15 protein-coding genes are annotated in these 19365 nt (G+C 39.2%); 3 read left to right on the top strand and 12 right to left on the bottom strand.

Annotated elements, in window-relative coordinates:
• Positions 1-23 precede the first annotated feature (23 nt).
• The 9 genes from ppk1 to dinD form a co-directional block, all read right to left on the bottom strand.
• A complete protein-coding gene (gene ppk1, locus DWW60_RS05395; protein ID WP_117874636.1) occupies positions 24-2093 on the bottom strand; it encodes a polyphosphate kinase 1 in 2070 nt (689 codons plus the stop codon).
• 188 nt (positions 2094-2281) lie between these two features.
• Positions 2282-3190 (bottom strand): substrate-binding domain-containing protein, encoded by a 909-nt coding sequence (locus DWW60_RS05390; RefSeq protein WP_055273765.1) that lies wholly within the window; start codon positions 3188-3190, stop codon positions 2282-2284.
• Positions 3187-4920 (bottom strand): Na/Pi cotransporter family protein, encoded by a 1734-nt coding sequence (locus DWW60_RS05385; RefSeq protein ID WP_117874567.1) that lies wholly within the window; start codon positions 4918-4920, stop codon positions 3187-3189. The genes DWW60_RS05390 and DWW60_RS05385 overlap by 4 nt, the downstream gene beginning before the upstream one ends.
• Positions 4921-5520: 600 nt before the next feature.
• A complete protein-coding gene (locus DWW60_RS05380; RefSeq protein WP_004850052.1) occupies positions 5521-5853 on the bottom strand; it encodes a cupin domain-containing protein in 333 nt (110 codons plus the stop codon).
• Positions 5854-5918: 65 nt separating this feature from the next.
• Positions 5919-7382 (bottom strand): MocR-like pyridoxine biosynthesis transcription factor PdxR, encoded by a 1464-nt coding sequence (gene pdxR / locus DWW60_RS05375; protein WP_117874566.1) that lies wholly within the window; start codon positions 7380-7382, stop codon positions 5919-5921.
• A gap of 3 nt (positions 7383-7385) precedes the next feature.
• A complete protein-coding gene (locus tag DWW60_RS05370) occupies positions 7386-8039 on the bottom strand; it encodes an HAD family hydrolase (RefSeq protein WP_330417746.1) in 654 nt (217 codons plus the stop codon).
• Between the two features lie 161 nt (positions 8040-8200).
• Entirely contained in the window at positions 8201-8635 is a 435-nt protein-coding gene (locus DWW60_RS05365) for an Hsp20/alpha crystallin family protein (protein ID WP_022215836.1), read from the bottom strand.
• A 237-nt stretch (positions 8636-8872) separates the two neighbouring features.
• Positions 8873-9664 carry a metallophosphoesterase gene (locus DWW60_RS05360; protein WP_117874564.1) on the bottom strand — a complete coding sequence of 264 codons (792 nt, stop codon included), beginning with the start codon at positions 9662-9664 and terminating at the stop codon, positions 8873-8875.
• Positions 9665-10001: 337 nt separating this feature from the next.
• Positions 10002-10631, bottom strand: coding sequence for a DNA damage-inducible protein D (gene dinD, locus DWW60_RS05355; RefSeq protein ID WP_330417751.1), 630 nt, complete (start codon positions 10629-10631; stop codon positions 10002-10004).
• A 162-nt stretch (positions 10632-10793) separates the two neighbouring features.
• On the opposite strand from dinD, the gene DWW60_RS05350 reads away from it, so the two are divergent.
• Positions 10794-11714 (top strand): tyrosine-type recombinase/integrase, encoded by a 921-nt coding sequence (locus DWW60_RS05350; RefSeq protein WP_117874563.1) that lies wholly within the window; start codon positions 10794-10796, stop codon positions 11712-11714.
• Positions 11715-11891: 177 nt separating this feature from the next.
• Complete coding sequence (locus DWW60_RS05345; RefSeq protein ID WP_117874562.1) at positions 11892-12977, top strand: glycosyltransferase family 2 protein; 1086 nt, start codon at positions 11892-11894, stop codon at positions 12975-12977.
• Between the two features lie 11 nt (positions 12978-12988).
• On the opposite strand, the gene DWW60_RS05340 is transcribed toward DWW60_RS05345, so the two are convergent.
• Positions 12989-16081 (bottom strand): ATP-binding cassette domain-containing protein, encoded by a 3093-nt coding sequence (locus tag DWW60_RS05340; RefSeq protein ID WP_055223123.1) that lies wholly within the window; start codon positions 16079-16081, stop codon positions 12989-12991.
• Positions 16082-16453: 372 nt separating this feature from the next.
• On the opposite strand from DWW60_RS05340, the gene DWW60_RS05335 reads away from it, so the two are divergent.
• Positions 16454-17116, top strand: coding sequence for an L-2-amino-thiazoline-4-carboxylic acid hydrolase (locus DWW60_RS05335; RefSeq protein WP_055223120.1), 663 nt, complete (start codon positions 16454-16456; stop codon positions 17114-17116).
• A gap of 63 nt (positions 17117-17179) precedes the next feature.
• Here DWW60_RS05335 and fliB read toward each other — a convergent pair whose 3' ends face one another.
• Positions 17180-18280 (bottom strand): flagellin lysine-N-methylase, encoded by a 1101-nt coding sequence (gene fliB, locus DWW60_RS05330; RefSeq protein WP_117874561.1) that lies wholly within the window; start codon positions 18278-18280, stop codon positions 17180-17182.
• A gap of 37 nt (positions 18281-18317) precedes the next feature.
• On the bottom strand, positions 18318-19355 hold the full coding sequence (locus tag DWW60_RS05325) for a sensor histidine kinase (RefSeq protein ID WP_117874560.1): 1038 nt from the start codon (positions 19353-19355) through the stop codon (positions 18318-18320).
• Positions 19356-19365 lie beyond the last annotated feature (10 nt).

The raw sequence follows: 19365 nt of genomic DNA, 5'->3' as shown, positions 1-19365 counted from the left end.
TCATCCCTCACTATGTAATACATCTACTGACGTGCCCTCTCATAGGCATCTGCATACTGTATTTCCTGTGAGTTTATCTCTTCCACATCACGGTTCTGTTTCAAGTAGGTGCCATCAGGCTGCTGTATGCGTGCCTGCATGTTATCCTTCATCATAAGTCCAAACATATCTCTGATACGCTGCTTGATCTTATCATCATATATAGGTGTAGCAACCTCCACACGGCGGAGAGTGTTACGTGTCATAAAATCTGCTGAAGCTATATATATCTTGTCTCTGTCAGGGGTTCCGAACATATATATTCTTGAATGCTCAAGGAAACGTCCAACAATACTTCTTATATGTATATTCTCCGTTTCTCCGGGGATTCCCGCCAGCAGACAGCATATTCCTCTTACTATAAGTTCAACCTTAACTCCCGCCTTCGATGCCTCAACCAGCTTGTCGATGATCTTCTTGTCAGTGAGAGAATTGATCTTAACACCGATATACGCAGGCTGACCATCCTTTGCTATGGCTATCTCATCATCTATCATCTTGATGACCGGAGCCTGCAGGCATTCAGGAGCCACAAGCAGGTGATCAGCATGGCTGACTGTATTGCCGATGAGGATTGACTGGAACACTTTCATGGCATCCTTACCAATATCCTCATTTGCAGTCATAAGTGACAGATCTGTGTAGAGTCTCGATGTCTTCTCATTGTAATTGCCCGTTCCTATCTGTGTTATGTATTGGATCCTGCCTCCATCCTTTCTGGTTATAAGACAAAGCTTTGAGTGTACCTTGAGACCATCCACACCATACACAACATGACAGCCCGCGTCCTCGAGGGTACGGCTCCACTCTATGTTATTTTCCTCATCAAATCTTGCCTTGAGTTCCACAAGTACCTCAACCTGCTTACCGTTCTCAGCAGCTTCAACAAGAGCCTCCACCACCTTGGAGTTCTTTGCCAGACGGTAAAGTGTCATCCTGATTGCATTTACCTTTGGATCTCTTGCTGCCTCCTGAAGGAGATTCAGGAACGGTCTGATGCTCTCATACGGATATGAGAGAAGCACATCCTTCTCAAGTATCTGAGGTATAAGTGGCTTCATCACATCAAGATCCGGTGACTGCTGTGACACTCTCTTCTCAAAGAACAGCTCCTGTCTGTCCCTGAGCTTATCCTGTATCTGGAATACAAATGACAGATCCAGCGGAGATTTTGAATAAAATACATGTTTTTCGTCAAGCTCACAGTAATCACACACCTCGCCCACCATCTTCTGTGATATATCTCTTGTAAATTCTATTCTGACCGGAGCAAGTTTCTTTCTAAGCTTAACAACCTGCTCCATCTGATCTCTATAGTTGAGGTCTTCATCATACACCTTGCTCACGTCGATATCGGCATTTCTGGTGATCCTCATGAGGGTCTTCTCCTGAACCTTGTAGCCCTTGAAAAGCCCTGGAGCATAGTGAAGGATAAGCTCCTCCAAAAGTATATAGGTTCCCGGCACACCCGGAAGTGCGACAAGTCTTGGAAGCATTCCGCTCTCGCAAGGTATGATACCGAGTTTCTTCTTGCCCTTTCTCTCAAGTATGGCAAGGGCATATATCTCTCTGTTCTTGAGGAATGGGAATGGCTGTTTTCTTCCAACGATCATCACTGATAGCAGCGGAAGTATCTCCTGCGCAAAATAACTGTCAAGATACTTTGCGTCAGCCTTTGACAGGTCTGCATATCGTACCAGTCTAAAGCCCTCCGGCTCAACATCTTTCATGAGATTCTCATATATGTTGTCTTTGATCGCATTGAGCTTTGTGACATTCTCAAGGATCGCATCAATCTGTTCCTGTGGGCTGAGCTTTGTCTTATTCTCCCTCTGATCTCCGGTCAAAAGTTTCTGATCCTCCAGAGACCCAACTCTCACCATGAAGAATTCATCAAGATTTGACTGATATATTGCCAGAAATGACAATTTCTCGCAAAGCGGTGAATTCTCATTCTGTGCCTCCTCCAGCACACGCTCATTAAACTTGAGCCATGAAATCTCTCTGTTGACGTATACGCCCTTTATTGTACTTATATTTGTCTCCTGTGCCATCTCTTCATATTCTCCTTTTCTGTTCTTTATTATTTTTATTAATCTGATCAGCCAGTTTACCAATTGCCTGTCCTCTTTCTATCTATTTTATTCTTTACATATATAACAAGATGGATAGCCAGCATGACTATCCTCCTGTTTAAAGGAGCAGCCGCATTATATTTTCACGCAAAGCTCTCCTCATGAAATTATTTTAAATCTCCCCACTCTGTATACTTCTTGTCATATATCTTCTTCAGCATATCCACCGATATGTCAGATAGCGGATTCTCACTGTTTACGATCACAGCAATCGCATCACGTCCAAATACATATGACGTGAGCAGCTCGCTCTCGTATGGTTGAAGGCTTCTGGATGACATTCCAAGGTCACATCTGCCCTGAAGTGCATCATTGAGTCCCTGTGTCGAATCCGACTCTGTGACTACAATCTTCGCTGCCTGATTGATCTTCATATATTCCTCTGCCAGCTTAGATACAATCGGAGCTGCCGATGTGGAACCATGTATCTCCACCGTACCACCAGACTTGTCTGACAGAAATGTCTCGCTTTTCTTTACAGGAACACAATAATCCGCAACCACAGCCTGCCCTGCAGACTTCACATAAGCCATAAAGTCCTTTGCCACGGCTGACAGTTCCCCACTGTATACCAATATATAATCCCTGCACAGAGAATATTTATCCTTTTCTACGGATGCCGTATCCGGAGCTGTCCCATCGACATCCAGCACCTTTACGCCGCTGTTATTTTCTGCACTATATGCTATATAACCTATCGCATTTTTGTCAGAGGCTACTTGCGATATAACATTGTCTGTGGAATCTGCAACAGTGTTGGTTCCCGTCGCATCGGTGTCTACAAGATTGTCAAATTCCGTCTTAGTACCGGAACCTTCCTCTCTGGAAACCACGTTTATTGTACCCATGGATGACATATCCGGAACGTCCACTTTGGTGCCACATCCTGTAAGCAGCAGAGAACCCAGTGCAGCCATTGCAAGAAATCTGCCCACCATTTTCCAGTATCCAGCCCTTTTGCAGTTTCTGTCTATATGCCTGTCAATATACGTTCTTTCACATTTGTATTTTGTCATGCCTGAGCACCTGCCTTCTCAAGAGCTCCACTGTCACTATCCATATTCTCTATATCAAGTTTGTCAAATGTGAAATCGTCGATTGCCTCTTCCGCAATGGATATGCAGTTGTCCGCCATACGGTCCATGCTGTAAAGGAGTGCTGAATAATCCGCTGTCAGGCTTCTCACACATGTGTTTTTCTTGACTCTTGCGAGATGAGCCTTACCTGCCTGTCTCTGGAGCTTTCTTATCTTCTTCTTGTCTGCGGCAACCTTATCAGGAGTTTCGCTGTCCCCAGTAATTATTGCATTCATTGACTCACCGAAAAGTTTCTCTGTCATATCCATACATGCTGTCAGGTCAGCTATCGCAGCATCCGACAGCAGTTGTCCATTGTCCAGGATCTTTTTATACAGGCCATCCACCTCATCGCACCTGTCTGCTATACGCTCTATATTGTTGCTGACCACCATGAGGCCTGCCGCCTGCTCTGCCTGTTTCTCGGTAAGGTTACCACTTGATATCAGCTTTGTGATGAAATCAACTATTATATTCTGAAGCTCCTTGACCTTGTCATGCTCATCCACATATTTGTCACGGATATCTGTAATATTTCTCTTCTCTATAGCATTTTTCATAGCACCTATCATCTTACCCGCATGAACAGACAATCTTGATATTTCTTTTGCGGCCATGTAGATAGCTGCCGCCGGCTGTGACATAGCTTTATCATCGAGGTATTTGGCTACAAAGCCCTCTGAATTTTTCTTGTCCTCACCCCTGATGATGAACTTAACTATCTTCACCATAACAGGTATCAGAGGCAGCCAGATAAGTGTACATGCCACATTGAACGTGGTATGCGCATTTGCTATCTGTCTTGATATGATGTCAAGTTCATCGCCCTTCGGTGATATCCACTGCACAAATGCAGCCAGCGGTCTTATAAGGAACATGAAAAGTATGGTTCCTGTGATATTGAATGTACTGTGCGCGATGGCTGTTCTCTTGGCATTCTTGGACTGTCCTATGGATGCCAGAAGCGCTGTGATGGTTGTTCCAATGTTATCTCCAAAAAGGATAGGTATCGCCCCTGCCAGACCTATGACACTGTGTATTCCGTCAGGTCCAGGCTGTGACGCAAAGTTCTGAAGTACCGCAATGGTCGCCGAACGACTCTGTACAACCAAGGTCATGACTGCACCAAGTACAACTCCGAGAACCGGTATCTCTGACACCTTGCCCATCAGATCCACAAATATCGCACTGCTGGCAAGTGGTTTCATAACACCACCCATGACCTCAATACCTTCAAAGAGAAGTCCAAATGAGAATATGACCATACCAACATTTCTGATCTTTTCCTTCTTGAACACAAAGTTCATAATGAAGCCTATGAATATGATCGGATATATGTAATTACTGATCTTGAACGCCATAAGCTGTGCCGTCATGGTCGTTCCTATATTTGCTCCAAATATTACTGATATAGCCTGTGGCAGACTCATGAGTCCTGCACTTACAAATCCGATGACCATGACCGTGGTCGCCGAACTGCTCTGGAGAACTGCGGTTACAAGTGCCCCCGCCAAAGCTCCCATCAAAGGATTCTTGGTAAGGAATCCCAATATCCTCTTCATCTTTTCTCCTGCTGCCTTCTGGAGTGCATCGCTCATGCTGTTCATTCCATATAGGAACATGGCAAGTCCTCCCAGCAATCCAAACACTATCTTAACTCTTTCGTCCACTGTGTTTCTTTCCTCCTTATGTAAATCTCATCTTAAACAAGCATATCCACATAAGGAAAGGGCCGCTATCCACATGCAGTAAACGAAATGTAAAATCTATGTAAAAAGCAAGAAAAGCCAGCAGACACATTTCTTGTGTATCTACTGGCTTAAATTTCATCACCATAAATTTGCTATTATACTAGCATTTTGTATCGTATTTTTCAATATGCAGGCACGTAAAATTTATGTAAACTGCGATAAAACAGTCTATCCAGTGATAGTATTATAAAGTTAATACCTTTCTCCCATTTTGCTACAGCCTGACGCGAAACACCACATTTTTCCTCCAACTATATAATTCTATCGCCTACTTTTACATGATAAAACCAATTTTACTCATATTCAACCAACTTCTGGTTGCCTTGATTGCAACTCCAGGTTACATTTATCTGCAACTTTTCTAGATGTGACATGAATTAACGCATATATATCAAGTTAATCACTTGATAACAAATAAAAAAGAGGTCTCCACGTTCTGATGCGCACCCGGAATTCCAGATGTATTCCAGTTACATTGATTGGGAGAACCTCTTTTTTATTTTCTTATATTATTCTCTTCTAATTGTGCTCTGGCACTACAGCATAGAACACCAGATCCTCATCGCCGTTGTTCTTCAGACTATGGCTGTGTCCCGGTGGGCAATAATGGCAGTCGCCCGGATTGAGTATCTCCATGGTATCGTCATACTCCATGGTCCCAACTCCTGAGATGATAAATATGATCTCGCTGTTGGTGTCATGTGTGTGAAGTCCTATAGAACTTCCGGCTGGAAGTGTTGCCCTCATGATCTTGTTGTAATTGCCTACGTGCATGCGTGGCTTGAATACGCCTTCGCCGCCCTTAAAGTTCTGAATATTCTGCTCCTCAAGTGAATCAAATGATATCTTCATCCGTTGTCCTCCTTACGAAAAATTCCTGCAAACGCATGAAATGCGCTCCGCGCGGCGTCTGCATGCTATGTCGTCAAGCACACCACACTCTCAAGAAGTCTGTCACAGGCTTCCTCTATTATGTCTTCTTCTATGCCCGAATAATTGATAACCAGTGTGTGGCTGTCCTCCTGCTCTTTTCCGTGGCAGTACTGGCTGAGGCTGGATATGTTGATTCCTGCCGCGGCAGCCCTGTCCACCATCTCTCTGTCCGTGTATGACGTGTCGATCTCCATAAGGAAATGAAGACCTGCATTCTCTTCCTTTATCGTTACCTGTGGATACAGCCTGTGACTCCTGATACAACCGAGTATCCTGTCCCTGCTGTTCCTGTAAAACTTTCTCATCCTGTTGATGTGCTTTTCCAGATACCCCTCCTGGATAAACCTTGTGAGTGTATACTGATCAAAATTCGACACCGTACACGCATAAAAGCTTAGTACATGATTATACCTTACCATGAGCGGTATTGGCAATACCATGTAGCTTATTCGTATGGTTGATGACAAACTTTTTGAAAATGTATTCATGTAAATGACTTTATCAGATGCGTCTATACTCTGAAGCGCCGGGATTGGATTTCCAACCAGACGGAATTCACTGTCATATTCATCCTCTATGATATATCTGCCCTCCTGCTTTGCCGCCCAGCCCAGCAGTTCATATCTCCTGCTCGCCGGAGTGACAGTTCCCGTAGGGAAATGGTGTGACGGTGATATATGCACCACATCAGCCCCGGACCGCTCTAGCGAATCTATGTTGACACCGCTCTCATCCATGTCTATATAACAGCATTTCACTTGATATGCATCGTATATGTGCTGTATCTTCTGATATCCCGGATTCTCCACACCGTATACGCTGTCCCTGCCGAGAAGCTGTATGATAAGACCATACAGATATTCCGTTCCCGCGCCGACTATGATCTGGTTCGGGCTTACAGACATCCCCCTGAACTGATAGAGATAATCCGCAATGGCCTTTCTGAGTTCAAATATACCACCAGACGGTGATCTCTTCATAAGCTTTTCCCGGTCATCCATCATCGTCTCCCTCATGAGCTTCGTCCATGTCGAAAATGGGAAGTTCTCACTGAGGGTGGAATTGTTTACAAAGTCGGCAAAGAACCTGTTCTGGCCAGGGGATTCTGCGTGTTCCCTGATCACATGAGAATGCTCTGTCACATGGTCTTCCGATCGACTGGTATAGCAGGCATTGCGCACTCCCACAACATCCGCATCCTCGGCCTTCACGTCACACACATAGAACCCGCTCTTCGGCTTGGAATAAATATACCCCTCCGCAAGAAGCTGGCTGTAGGCATTCTCCACAGTGACCACGCTCACATTCAGATGAGCTGCAAGTGCCCTCTTTGACGGCAGCTTCTCATGGGCTTTAAGATTTCCTATCAATATGTCATTTTTTATCTCTTTGTACAAATGCTCATAGAGGAAATCCATCCCTCTGTCGTCAAATGAATATGTAAGCATCCACTACTCTCCCAATACTATATCAACGATCTTCTGTGTGTCATGTATGACAAATGGTGCGCCAAGGCTCATGATAAACTCCTCGTCTCTGAATCCCCAGCCGACCATGATGACATCCGTTCCAGAATTTCTTGCTGTGGCAAGATCCACATCAGAGTCACCTATATATACGACATCCTTCTTCTCAAGACCAAGCGTTCTGAGGCACTCCTCCACCATGTCAGGTGCCGGTTTCTTGGCTATGCCAGACTTCTCACCAAGTGCGAAATCAAACATTCCTGGGAAATAGTCAACGCACAGATCCTGAACAGCGAAATCTGCCTTGTTGGACACAACCGCAGTCTTCACACCTGCTGCCCTGAGCTTTGCTATAGCATCATGTATTCCGTCATATGGTCTGGTCTTGATTGCACTGTGCTCCTTATAATAAGAAGCAAATGTATCAAACACCTTATCTATCGTTGCCACATCAGTTCCCGCCGACACAGCTCTCTCAATGAGCTTTCGTATGCCATTCCCAACAAATCTTCTAACCTCATCTATAGTTCTCTCAGGGAATCCATGATGAGCAAGTGCATAGTTTGTACTGTCTGTCAGGTCCTCAAGAGTATTGAGTATTGTTCCATCCATATCAAATATCGCTGCCTTGTATCTCATGTCATACATCTCCTTGTCTTATTTGTAATTATGCTTATTCCCATTATAATCTGTGAGTTAAGGTTGTCAATCAACAATGACGCCACAAAAAATCCGGCACAGGAGGGAGGTTCCTGTGCCGGACTTTTATATACAAATGAAAGTAATCATCTATCGTATATTTATTCAATTGTTATATACTTTGACTTTGGCTCTTCCGGTTTCTTCTCAATCTTTGGAACTGTGAGCTTAAGCACTCCGTCCTCAAACTTGGCCTTGATATCTTCCTGAGTCAGATCCTTGCCAACATAGAAAGTTCTGCTACCTGAGCCACTGTAACGCTCCTTGCGGATATACTTTGTCTTCTTATCTTCCTCTGTGGTCTCACTCTTTGTAGAAGCGTTCACGATCAGATATCCATCCTTGAGCTCAATCTTCACATTCTCTTTCTTAACTCCTGGAAGATTCATCTCAACTGTGTAGGCATCCTCGCTCTCGGCTACATCAGCCTGCATAAATCCATTCATCTGCGTCTGCTTTGGTGCTGTATAAGTCCTCTCAGGATATCCAAAGAAATCATCTAAAAAGCTATCTCCAATAATACTAGGCATTAACATAAGTCATCTCTCCTTCCAATATCTATCCCCTCTGCCTTTATCGCATCAGGTATATACATGTTAATAATTTCGTTTCCTTTTCAAAGGATCGCTTCAAGGCTTATCGTTAATTTCTATTTAGAAGCTCTTTCCTTTGACTGATTATGTTATACCACTTCTGTTAGCACTCGTCAACACAGAGTGCTAATAAATTTTGTGAAAAATTTGTGAAGTCCACTAATTCAGGACTTCACAACCTCACACATAAAACACCTTTTCATCCTCAAGCCTGAGGCATGCCAGCCTAGCGTTCTCTTTTCCTATATATCTCATCCAGCATCCACAGTCTATGTCATAGAACAAAAAATCTCTCTCCTCATCATACTTACGAAATACCCATCCATCATTATATGCAAACTCCTCCTCTTTGATCGTTGGAGTATGCCCCGCCACTACCATGCCGTGCATGATGCCGCCATTTGTAAATCCATCACCCCTGGCATTCATATAGAACTCTTCCCTTGAGCTATACATGGCCTTAAGTTCCGGCGTATCAAGTCTCCTGATGTATCCGGCATGGACTATTATGCATGTTCTGCCAGACACTTTCGTTTCATACAGATACGGCATGTTCTTTATCCGGTCCGCCCATGCACATAACTGCGAGAAAGTATATCCGGATTCTATCAGCTCATATACCGTCTCACAGCGGTCAAACTTTACGCTGGCATCTTTTTTCGCAAGCTTTTTCATCGACTGGTACAAAGTTTTCGTGTCCTGCAGGCTATCCCTGTCAAGATCCATTTTGTAGCTGATGATCCTCATCGCCTCTATATTCTGTGCAAAGTCCTCATCATGATTGCCTCGTAGCAGAATGACATTTGGCGGAACATTCATTATCCATTCCAGCACCTCAGCGTTCTTTGGTCCCTTATCCACATAATCCCCGGCACATATCAGAGTGTCACTGTCTTCTAAATTTATCTTCTCAAGCATCCGGATCAGCTCGTCATAGCATCCGTGAATGTCCGATATTACATAACTGCCCATATTTGTCCTCCCATATCATACTTCATATCGAACATATACTAGTCTTATTTCTGTAAATGTCAACACCATCTGAAAGTAAATTCTGAGTAAATGTCTGGTCAGGACATATAATGCTTGTGCTTTCCAATATCGCCAAATAGTCCAGCGCTCATTCATCAAGCATTAGTTTTCCTTTCTTCGCCTTCAACTTTAATCGTTCCATTTGTTCTTTCTCGATCTGTTGAATACTTTTTTCTGGCGTTGGAAGATCTTCAGGCATCGTGCCACCAATCTTTTCTATTGCAGTGCGCACTTCTTTTCCAACATTATAATGAACTGATGTTGCCTTATCAGCGCCTTATATTTTGTCTTTCCTCAACTTTTCTTCTGTCTGAGATATACGAAACAAGTTGGCGATCAACTCCGTACTTCTCATATAGTCAAGTATTTTTTGCCCAACTTCTAACTGTTTTCTTGAATGGATATCGTCTACATCAAGTCCTCCATACAGACCCATATAACCTGCATTTTGGAAAAAAGCAAATTCTTCATTTGTTATTACTCCAGCATTATGAGCAGTCTCTGCCAACATCTGATTCCACTGCTTGATATCGCCCCGAACCACCAGTCTCCTATTATCCTCATCCAACTCATTAAAATGATCAGCGACTTCCTGTCTGTATGTCTGTATTGCAAAATATGTCTGACCTAAAGCTATGACTTCCTTACGTGGATCTCCATTCTGTACTACCAAATAACATGCATATCGGGATAATTCGTAATCTCTTGTTGGTTTCGACGTAACTCCTGCTTCAACGATTTTGCTGACCTCAGCAAAATCGTCAGAAACCCTATGTCCACTATTCTCACATGCAATCATCGCTCTTTTTATTACCTTTTCAAAATTTCTCCACTGTACATAATCAAGTGCCGGGCCAAGTTCTCTCGCACTCCAATATTCACTTCCATCTTCACGAACATGTTTGATATCTTCACAATTACCATAATAATTTTATCATAGTTACACCTTAAGTACTACTTGATTCCCGTATTTTTTATTATTTACGCCATATTTAGCAGTCACAATTACTTTCCTACGTTTTTTCCTGTACCATATAATTCTGACAAATACATACAAAGGAGATCAACTATGGACAACATGCAAACATTGATAAAAAATTATTTGGAATACTGTGGTAAACAGAAATGCCTTGATGAAAAAACTCTGAAAGCGTATAAGATTGATCTAAAGCAATTCTCAGACTATCTTTGCTCATCTGACTTCACCGACGTTTCCACCAGTATATTGGAGGATTACATCGGTGAACTTCATAATAAATACAAGCCCAAGACCGTAAAACGTAAAATTGCATCTGCAAAAGCATTTTTTCACTATCTTGAATACAAAGAATTACTGGATATAAATCCATTTAATAAAATGAACCTTAAGTTTCGTGAACCCGTAATATTGCCCAAAACTATACCTCTTCGCAATGTTGAATCAATTTTGTCTACCATTTATGAACAGCTTAATTGTGCAAAAACCACCTACCAGAGAAGGAATTCTCTGAGAGACGCAGCCGTTATTGAACTTTTATTTGCAACCGGCATGCGAATTTCTGAGCTTTGTTCACTGAAAATCAATGATATCAACCTATACGATGGTTGCATCCTTATATATGGCAAGGGCAATAAGGAACGGCGAATCCAGATAGGAAATACTTCAGTTATAAGTATACTGAGCAAATACAAAGATGATTTTTATTCGGAGATAGCCAATTGCAACCACTTTTTTGCTAACCAATGTGGCCGTCCCCTGACAGATCAGACTGTCCGCAGAATGATAAATAAATATACTTCCATTGCAGCAATTACTCAGCACATTACCCCCCATATGTTCAGACATACTTTTGCAACAAGTCTGCTGGAAGCTGATGTAGATATCCGCTATATTCAGGAAATGCTGGGGCACAGCTCTATCAACATCACCGAGATTTATACTCACGTTGCGCTTGCTAAACAACGAAGTATTTTGGCAACTAAACATCCGAGAAATAATTTTAATATTTAGTTATGGGAGCAAAGCATATTATCCTTCGGGGGATATGCTTTGTTTTCATTTTGCGCCTTTAATCAACCTCGGCGGAGGTGGTATTTATACGGATAATCAAGTATTATCAATATATTCTTGTATATTTCCCTTTATCTTCATTATGAAAATAAATTTTATTTAAAGGAGAAAATTTATATGAAAACGGATGTTAGTTTTATTATTTCAATAGATTCTTCTTTTGAAATGTTAAATAATTTTTTTGAACACTTATTACAAGATGAATTTGCTCTAAATTCAGAAATAATAGTTATTTTAGATGCTATTACAAACTGCAATATTATTACCTATATAAAAAATTTGAGTAAACAACCCCCTAATATAAAGGTATATATTTCTGACAAAAAATTGGGATATGGAAAAGCAAATAATTATGCAGTTAAACAAGCTCAAAACAATATCTTATACTTTATTAATACTGATGTTTTTGCTGAAAAGGAATGTTTTAGTAAAATGCTTGATGCATTAATGCTTGAAAATGTTGCTTGCGTACAACCTTTATTAATTTGGCCTCAAAATAACAGAATACAGTGTGCAGGAAGTACTTTTGGTCCTTTTTACAAGAAGCATCTTTTTGCAGGTCGCTTGTTAAATACTATAGATCTTTCTAATTACCCTCAAGAAAGGCAAGCATTAACATCAGCTTTATATGCTATGAGAAAAGCGGATTTTTATAATTACGGAATGTTTGACGAATTTTATTACAACAAATTAGAGTCCTTTGAATTATCATTAAAGTTGAGTCTGGGTGGAAAACGTTGCTTATGTGTACATGATGCAATTGCGTTTCATTCACAGGGAACTGGTAGAAATCAATATTTTTTTGATTTCTACCAGCAAGAAGCCTATTTCTGGGTAAAAATGGGTAAGGATTTCAAACCCGATATATATAAACATTATAAAAGACAAATTACAAGCAAAATGCTCAATAATACATACTATGTAGTATCAATATGCCAAATTCGAACTGTGAAGAATATTATTGAGCAGTTAGGAATTACCTATTTAGATATATATGAAATAAATGGAATATCCCCTAACAAAATAAATTTATATGAATTGTTACCATATTCATTACATCAACTTGATATACCATTGCTTTTTTTTGTGGAAAATATATTGGATTTAGGAAAAAATAAGCACTGGTTTGAAACAAGGAACCATAACTCTTCTGATCTAGTTATAGATACATATGGAAATTTGGTAAATGTATTAAAGATTTAACGGTGACACATTTACCAAATACGTGTATCTAAAATGAAGTTATCAGAGTCAAATAAAGGATTTTCACAAGCTAATATTATCTTTCCTTTTCTTTTAATTTCTGCATTATGAAATTGTATTTTCTTATAGTCCTCGCCCAATTCAGAAAATAATTGCAAGCATTTTTCTGAATATTTATTTGCTTGAATTATGTCATTATAAAAATAATATATTGCAGCTAAAACATGATATGCTATAGCCTGGTGGCGTTTTCCACTTGCTATAGCTGTGTTTTTCATAAGCATTTTATTCATTAAATTCAAAAGTTCAGTCTGTGTATATTTTTGTGATAGTAACATTATGACTATGATTTTTAAACAGTTTCTTGTATATGAATGTATATACTTTTGTTCTTTCATTTTATCACCAATATTTTGTAGCATAATTATTGAATAGTCTTTTTCCAATAGAGCTTTGGTAAAAGCTATCTCACTTAATGAATCTAATAAACGACGTGGCTCATTACTTTTTTCAAAAATGTCTTTTGCCATATTCAATAAACCAAATGCTCTATACATATCTATATTGTAAATGGATTTAGCATAATCCATATGTGCAAATCCTTCATATTCTATTAAACCAAGTTCATTTGATTTTAAAAGTGCCATTTTGTAGTCATCCTCTGTTCCTCTTCCTTGCATAAAATTACAGAACATTCTACGATTATAATAATTTAGATAACCATATTTATATGATTTAGTATTATTCTGTATATTATTGAAATTCCATAATTCAAACATTCGTTTCAATTCTTTATCTGCGTTATTTACATTTAGCATCCATATATTATTATTTATTTTTTCTGAAATTGTTTCTAGTAAAATATCATTAGGTATAGATGATGTAGATAATTGATATATCTCTATGATTTTATCAAAAATATTATTTGCAGATTCGTAGGATGTTGTGTATTTGTAACAATTACCTAATATAAACATATTTTTAATATCTGAGTAATCATAATCACGTAAATTCTTATGATTTTCCTTTTGTATTGTCTTTGCAATTTTTTCTGCCTCATAGTAATTTGCATTTCCATGTAGTTCATCCCTGAATTTTGCACAAATAGCACGATACTTCCAGAAATATTTTCCACCTAATGATACCAATTGATAATAACATTCACTATCGGTAAGATGTCCTTTGTTTTGACAAAAGAGAATAAATTCTCCAATTTTTTCTTTGTAAATATTTTTCTTCTCAAATTTAAATTCTTCCAGAAGAGTATCATGAAATGGGTATAATTTACCTGAAATTTCTTTTATTACATTTTTTTGGCATAATATAAAAATATCCTCATATATTTTTTCACCAAAAAAATCAACAAGAGCCTTAATATCAACACCACTTTCAAGTGTATAAACGAAATCAAAAATTATATTAGAATAATAATTCACAAATAAATCGTGTCTTATAAAGTTACTTTGAACTGATATTAAATCATCCATAATTTGAGATATTTTTAATGAGGTCTCAATAATATCCTGACAATTAATCTGTATAATTTTTTCTTTTAATCTACATAACAAATCATATAAATATAAAGCTGAAACATCCACATTTGTACTCTTAATTAATGAGACGACAGCTGGATAATTACCAATATTACTTTTAATAGAATATTCTACATCACTTATAGATGGCTGTTGAACTTCTTTATAATAACACGCATTTAACTTTAAAAAATCATTTAATTTCTCATTTTTAGATAATATCGGACGTGAAAAAAGAAAAAATCTTTTGCGCATGCGTTGTCCATACACCCATGCCATTATAGATTGGAATAATTCAAGGACACTTTTGGATGCCTTTTGAATATCATCTATATAAATATTTTGTTGAAGGAAATTTGCTTCTTTAGTTTCTGTTAAATTTCTATTACAGTAATCAACAATTTTATTGTAGGTTATTGGGGAACTTATCCCATTATTTATTTCATTTAGTACTTCTTTGATAGTCAAATCTAAATTTAAATATTGCAAGTCTTCTATCTTAAGTTCCCATATATTCCCAAATTGGCAGAAAATAAATAATTTGTAGCACAATAAAAAATCTTTTTCCTCGTTTCCAGAAAAATTTAAAAGAATTGAAGAAAATGGCTGTGTTACATTGTTACGAATTTGGTTTAATAAATATGTTTTTCCACTACCTGCATTACCAACAATCAAAAAGAATAAATTATTCGATGTATTTGAATTAATAAATAAATTTATATCATTTAATATTGCCATTTGAGATGAGATGAATAGTTGTGGAGTATATAGGTCTAATGTTTTTATATCTTTTATTATATAGTTTTTTACTTCTGAACAGATCTTTATTTTTATTACATATTCAGGTTTAGATATGATGACTTTAACTGGTAAAAACAATGAATTATCACCTTTTTTTACATTCCAATCAGATAGTTCTTTATATATATTCATATAACATGACGTAGATTCAAAAGCATCATCAAGTACAATACCAACATTTTGGTCTTTAGAAGATTTAAACCTAACATATATAAGATATTCATTTCGCAATTTTATAGTAGATAGTTTTAAAAATCTGTTATCTCCACAATCATATTTATCTAAGAAACATACAGTTTCTATTTTGTCTTCAATGTAATATTTCTGGGCACAATTTGTATGAAAATATTTATCTTCGATTGTAGGGTTATCTGATAACCAACTTTCTATTTCTTCCCCATTTATATAATAGATTTTTAGGTTATCTCTATTACTAGCAAAGATGTCCGCACGTCTTTTATAATCATCGCTAATATATGCATTAGTGATAAACGCAATTACAACTACATGCCCATCCAACAAACTAGAAACTAACGTTGAATCTAAATGACTCTTTGGTATACTTTTATTAGTGTTTACGGAGTATTTTGCCTCATACCAATATTTTATAGTTGTATTAAAAGGTAAATAGGAAATTACACTTTCTCCGTCTTTATTACCGTCATTTGTCATTTTTGTTTTTTCCCATCTTAAATTTGGATAATTACTTACCATATATTCAAATGCCAAATTTTCAAATTCTTTATTATTTATATTTTCCCATGTTATCATATTTGCACCTCTAATTTAGTAAAGGAATTATAAAAAATGATCGATAATACTTGATTATCCATCATTTTTTGTCTTTATCTCAATATCCACGACTACTTAATAATATAATAACAAACTATATCATATTTGCCATTAAATGTCATCACTATATTATTTGTTTTCACTATATGCAAATGTTTTTATATTGTTTTTCTATAGATATATATTTTCCCCAACTTAACAAAAATTTTCAATACATTATTGTTTGTTATCCTGAACTTTATATGATAAAATTTATCCAGTTAGTATATTCTAACCCAATAGTTAAATTAAATTTGTCAGCCACACCACTGCAGATTCTAGGCTGGCATCAGGTTATGGGAGATAAATGAGATGAAATGGGCATATTCAGTATCGAGCTATGCAAAGCTCTATGAAAAATACTGCAAAGAAAATCTTCCGTCCGAGGCGGATGATATATTCAAAAAGGCTGATGAATATTACAGGGAATTTATGCGCAGGGACATGCCGGATCTCGGCAAAAATATGATGGCGGCCAATATGTATGACTGGTTCACCATCATATCATTTTATGAGGCAAGCGATCACAGGCTTGACGGCGAGGTTCTTCTCACGATCAAACGGGAATCTACTGAGAAGATGAAATTCCTTGGAAAAATTGTCAATGGCAACAAGAGCAACTGGCCATACAAAGTATTTGAAAAAACCTATGTGAAGTTCAACAAAATGCAACAGGAACACCAGGCTAAAGGAGAATGGATGGATAGCTGGAAAGTTGAGATCAACCCAGATGGCAGGACTGAAGGGTTCTGCTTCCATCTGATCGGCTGCCCTATAGCCAAGCATGCGAAGGAGCACGGCTATGCAGATCTGCTCCCTTATCTGTGCAGAACTGACCACTACCTTGCGGAGGTCATGCACGCCCGCCTGATCCGTACACAGACCGAGGCTCTTGGCGGTGATTGCTGCGACTACTGGTATGTCGGCGACGAAAGTCCTGCACTGGAGCAGTATAAGGATCTTGAGAAAATATAACTATTCCCACACATGACAAAAAGCAAGCACCTGTTTCTGATATAACGATGCTTGCTTTTTTATTTACAGACCAAACCAATCTAGAACCTCAACCTGTTCAAGATTCTCGTCCGAATGCTCTATCTCCCTGGAATATCTGTAAGAGAGCTCTATGAGATCATCCACCGACAGAGTCTCACCATTTCTGAGCCATCTCGCCATGAGTAGCATATAGAGTTCAACCGCATGTCCGACGCATGCGTTCACCTTGCCGGATATATTGTCGTCATACACTGCGCCGAGAAGGTAGATCGATATGAAGTAGACTATGATCTGTTCAAGGAATATGTCCAATGTCATATGAGGGGCACACCCACCGTGATTTCTCCACCATGCATCAAACCTCTTCCTGTTGCCGGCAAAAGCTTCCTCACCCTGTCCAAACAAAAGCTCCTGCGACTCAATGAGCACATCCTCCCAGTCATCGTATAGAAGCTCAAGCTCTTCTATAAGGAACATGGCCTGCTTCTGAAGAAGGATATGCTCCTCATGCTCTCCATGGATCTCCGGCTTATCCCGCTCCTCACACTCATTCCACATGACAAGGTCGCCCTCATCATAGTGTCTCTGAGCCGACGCACCGATCTGAATCACCCGCTCTATTCTGCTCCGGATGTCCACGCTTCTGTCCTGAATGACATTCAGTATCTCCTCCCGTATGTCTTCCAGATTGGAATACAGGAAATAATCAAAGTCATCGAACACCTCGTCCTCGTCATCTTCCTCAGTCACAAATGTGACCTTGTCCGTGATGTTCATCAGTATCCGTGCCACCTCCGGACATGAAAGAGAAAGTGATATCTCCCTCACATTCTCAAATTCCTCTGTGTGTCTAGGATACTCTCTGCATGTAGTGCAGAGGCTGTTCTTTCCCATATGTATATACATGTCACATAGCATATCATCCCGCAGAAATGCACACTTTCCACTTCTGCCGTGTCTGAAAACGCCTTCTTTCCAATTTAACTTGCGGCGCAGCTCATCCCTGTACTCACCATTATAATCCTCATATTTTTCCAACGAATCATCGTCTATCACTATCTGCCATTTGCCGCAGCATGTGTCCGGGCATTTGTCCGCTATGCAGCTGAATTTCTTATAATAATCCGGGTATGTGTAAATCATATGTACTCCTTTATATATAATCATTCCATTATTCCATTCATCGGCTCTGCAGCACGATCACGAACTTGTTACCGTCCTTTTGGGGAATAACACTTAACATTCCGCCCTGTTTTTCTATGATCTCCCTTGACAGATAAAGACCTATTCCAACGCCATCCTTGTCACCGGAATTTCTGCCACGGTAAAACCTCTCAAATATATGTGTGCGCTCATCCTCTCCTATTGGTTCATTCTCATCTGTCACACTGATTTCAACCGTGAGCCCTAGTTTTCTGACCGACAGGACTATCTCACTTCCAGTTTTTCCGTATTTTATCGCATTATCCAAAAGATTGAAACACGCTTCCGCAGTCCATCTTCTGTCATGCTGTATATCACATTTCACCTGTTCATCATATCTGATAGTTATACCGGCATTTTTCGCACTCACATATACATCTTTCACTGCCTGCAGCACAGTGTCATTTATACTCTGGCTTTTCACATCGAGATTGATAAGTCCGCTTTCCAGTCTGGATACCTTTATCATACTCTCCGAGAGAAATGACAAGCGCTCCACCGCCAGTTCAAGGACTTGCAAGTACCTAGTACGCTCATCATCACTTATATCCGGATTTTTCAGAAAATCCGTGTACATCCTCAGGTTCGATATTGGTGTCTTCAGTTGATGGGAAAGATCCGATACCAGCCCCTTAATATTCTCATGCTCCAGCCTCTCTCTGGAATTCTGAAGTTTCAGTGCATCGATTATCTTGTCAACCTTGCTCTGCAGCCTTGATACCAGCGAGTCCTCATTTTCCGGAAATACCTGATGCCGTTTCAGCTCAGAGAGATTGTCCAGAAGATCCGACATAGCTGCCACTACCTCCGAAATAAAGTCATCATCCGACTTCTGCAGCAACTTTATGACAACATACATAACTACACCACACGCCAGTGCGCCTATGGCCGCAAGTATTTTTCCTGAACATACATACTCAAATACTGCTAAAAACACAAACAAAAGAAGTGAGCATACATACAGCATCCTCACTCTCTTCGTATATTTACCATAGTTTTCAATATATTTATCCATATTATCTCTG

It is taken from the genome of Coprococcus sp. AF16-22, from assembly GCF_003461545.1.
Classification (GTDB): Bacteria; Bacillota; Clostridia; order Lachnospirales; family Lachnospiraceae; genus Coprococcus; species Coprococcus aceti.
Note: the sequence above shows the minus strand (reverse complement) of the source record. Positions and strands in the feature narration are given on the sequence as shown.

Coding starts and splice junctions, on each gene's coding strand:
- ppk1 (WP_117874636.1), bottom strand. CDS start 2,093: ATGGCACAGGAGACAAATATAAGTACAATAAAGGGCGTATACGTCAAC.
- DWW60_RS05390 (WP_055273765.1), bottom strand. CDS start 3,190: ATGACAAAATACAAATGTGAAAGAACGTATATTGACAGGCATATAGAC.
- DWW60_RS05380 (WP_004850052.1), bottom strand. CDS start 5,853: ATGAAGATATCATTTGATTCACTTGAGGAGCAGAATATTCAGAACTTT.
- pdxR (WP_117874566.1), bottom strand. CDS start 7,382: ATGCTTACATATTCATTTGACGACAGAGGGATGGATTTCCTCTATGAG.
- DWW60_RS05370 (WP_330417746.1), bottom strand. CDS start 8,039: ATGAGATACAAGGCAGCGATATTTGATATGGATGGAACAATACTCAAT.
- DWW60_RS05365 (WP_022215836.1), bottom strand. CDS start 8,635: ATGTTAATGCCTAGTATTATTGGAGATAGCTTTTTAGATGATTTCTTT.
- DWW60_RS05360 (WP_117874564.1), bottom strand. CDS start 9,664: ATGGGCAGTTATGTAATATCGGACATTCACGGATGCTATGACGAGCTG.
- DWW60_RS05350 (WP_117874563.1), top strand. CDS start 10,794: ATGGACAACATGCAAACATTGATAAAAAATTATTTGGAATACTGTGGT.
- DWW60_RS05345 (WP_117874562.1), top strand. CDS start 11,892: ATGAAAACGGATGTTAGTTTTATTATTTCAATAGATTCTTCTTTTGAA.
- DWW60_RS05340 (WP_055223123.1), bottom strand. CDS start 16,081: ATGATAACATGGGAAAATATAAATAATAAAGAATTTGAAAATTTGGCA.
- DWW60_RS05335 (WP_055223120.1), top strand. CDS start 16,454: ATGAAATGGGCATATTCAGTATCGAGCTATGCAAAGCTCTATGAAAAA.
- fliB (WP_117874561.1), bottom strand. CDS start 18,280: ATGATTTACACATACCCGGATTATTATAAGAAATTCAGCTGCATAGCG.
- DWW60_RS05325 (WP_117874560.1), bottom strand. CDS start 19,355: ATGGATAAATATATTGAAAACTATGGTAAATATACGAAGAGAGTGAGG.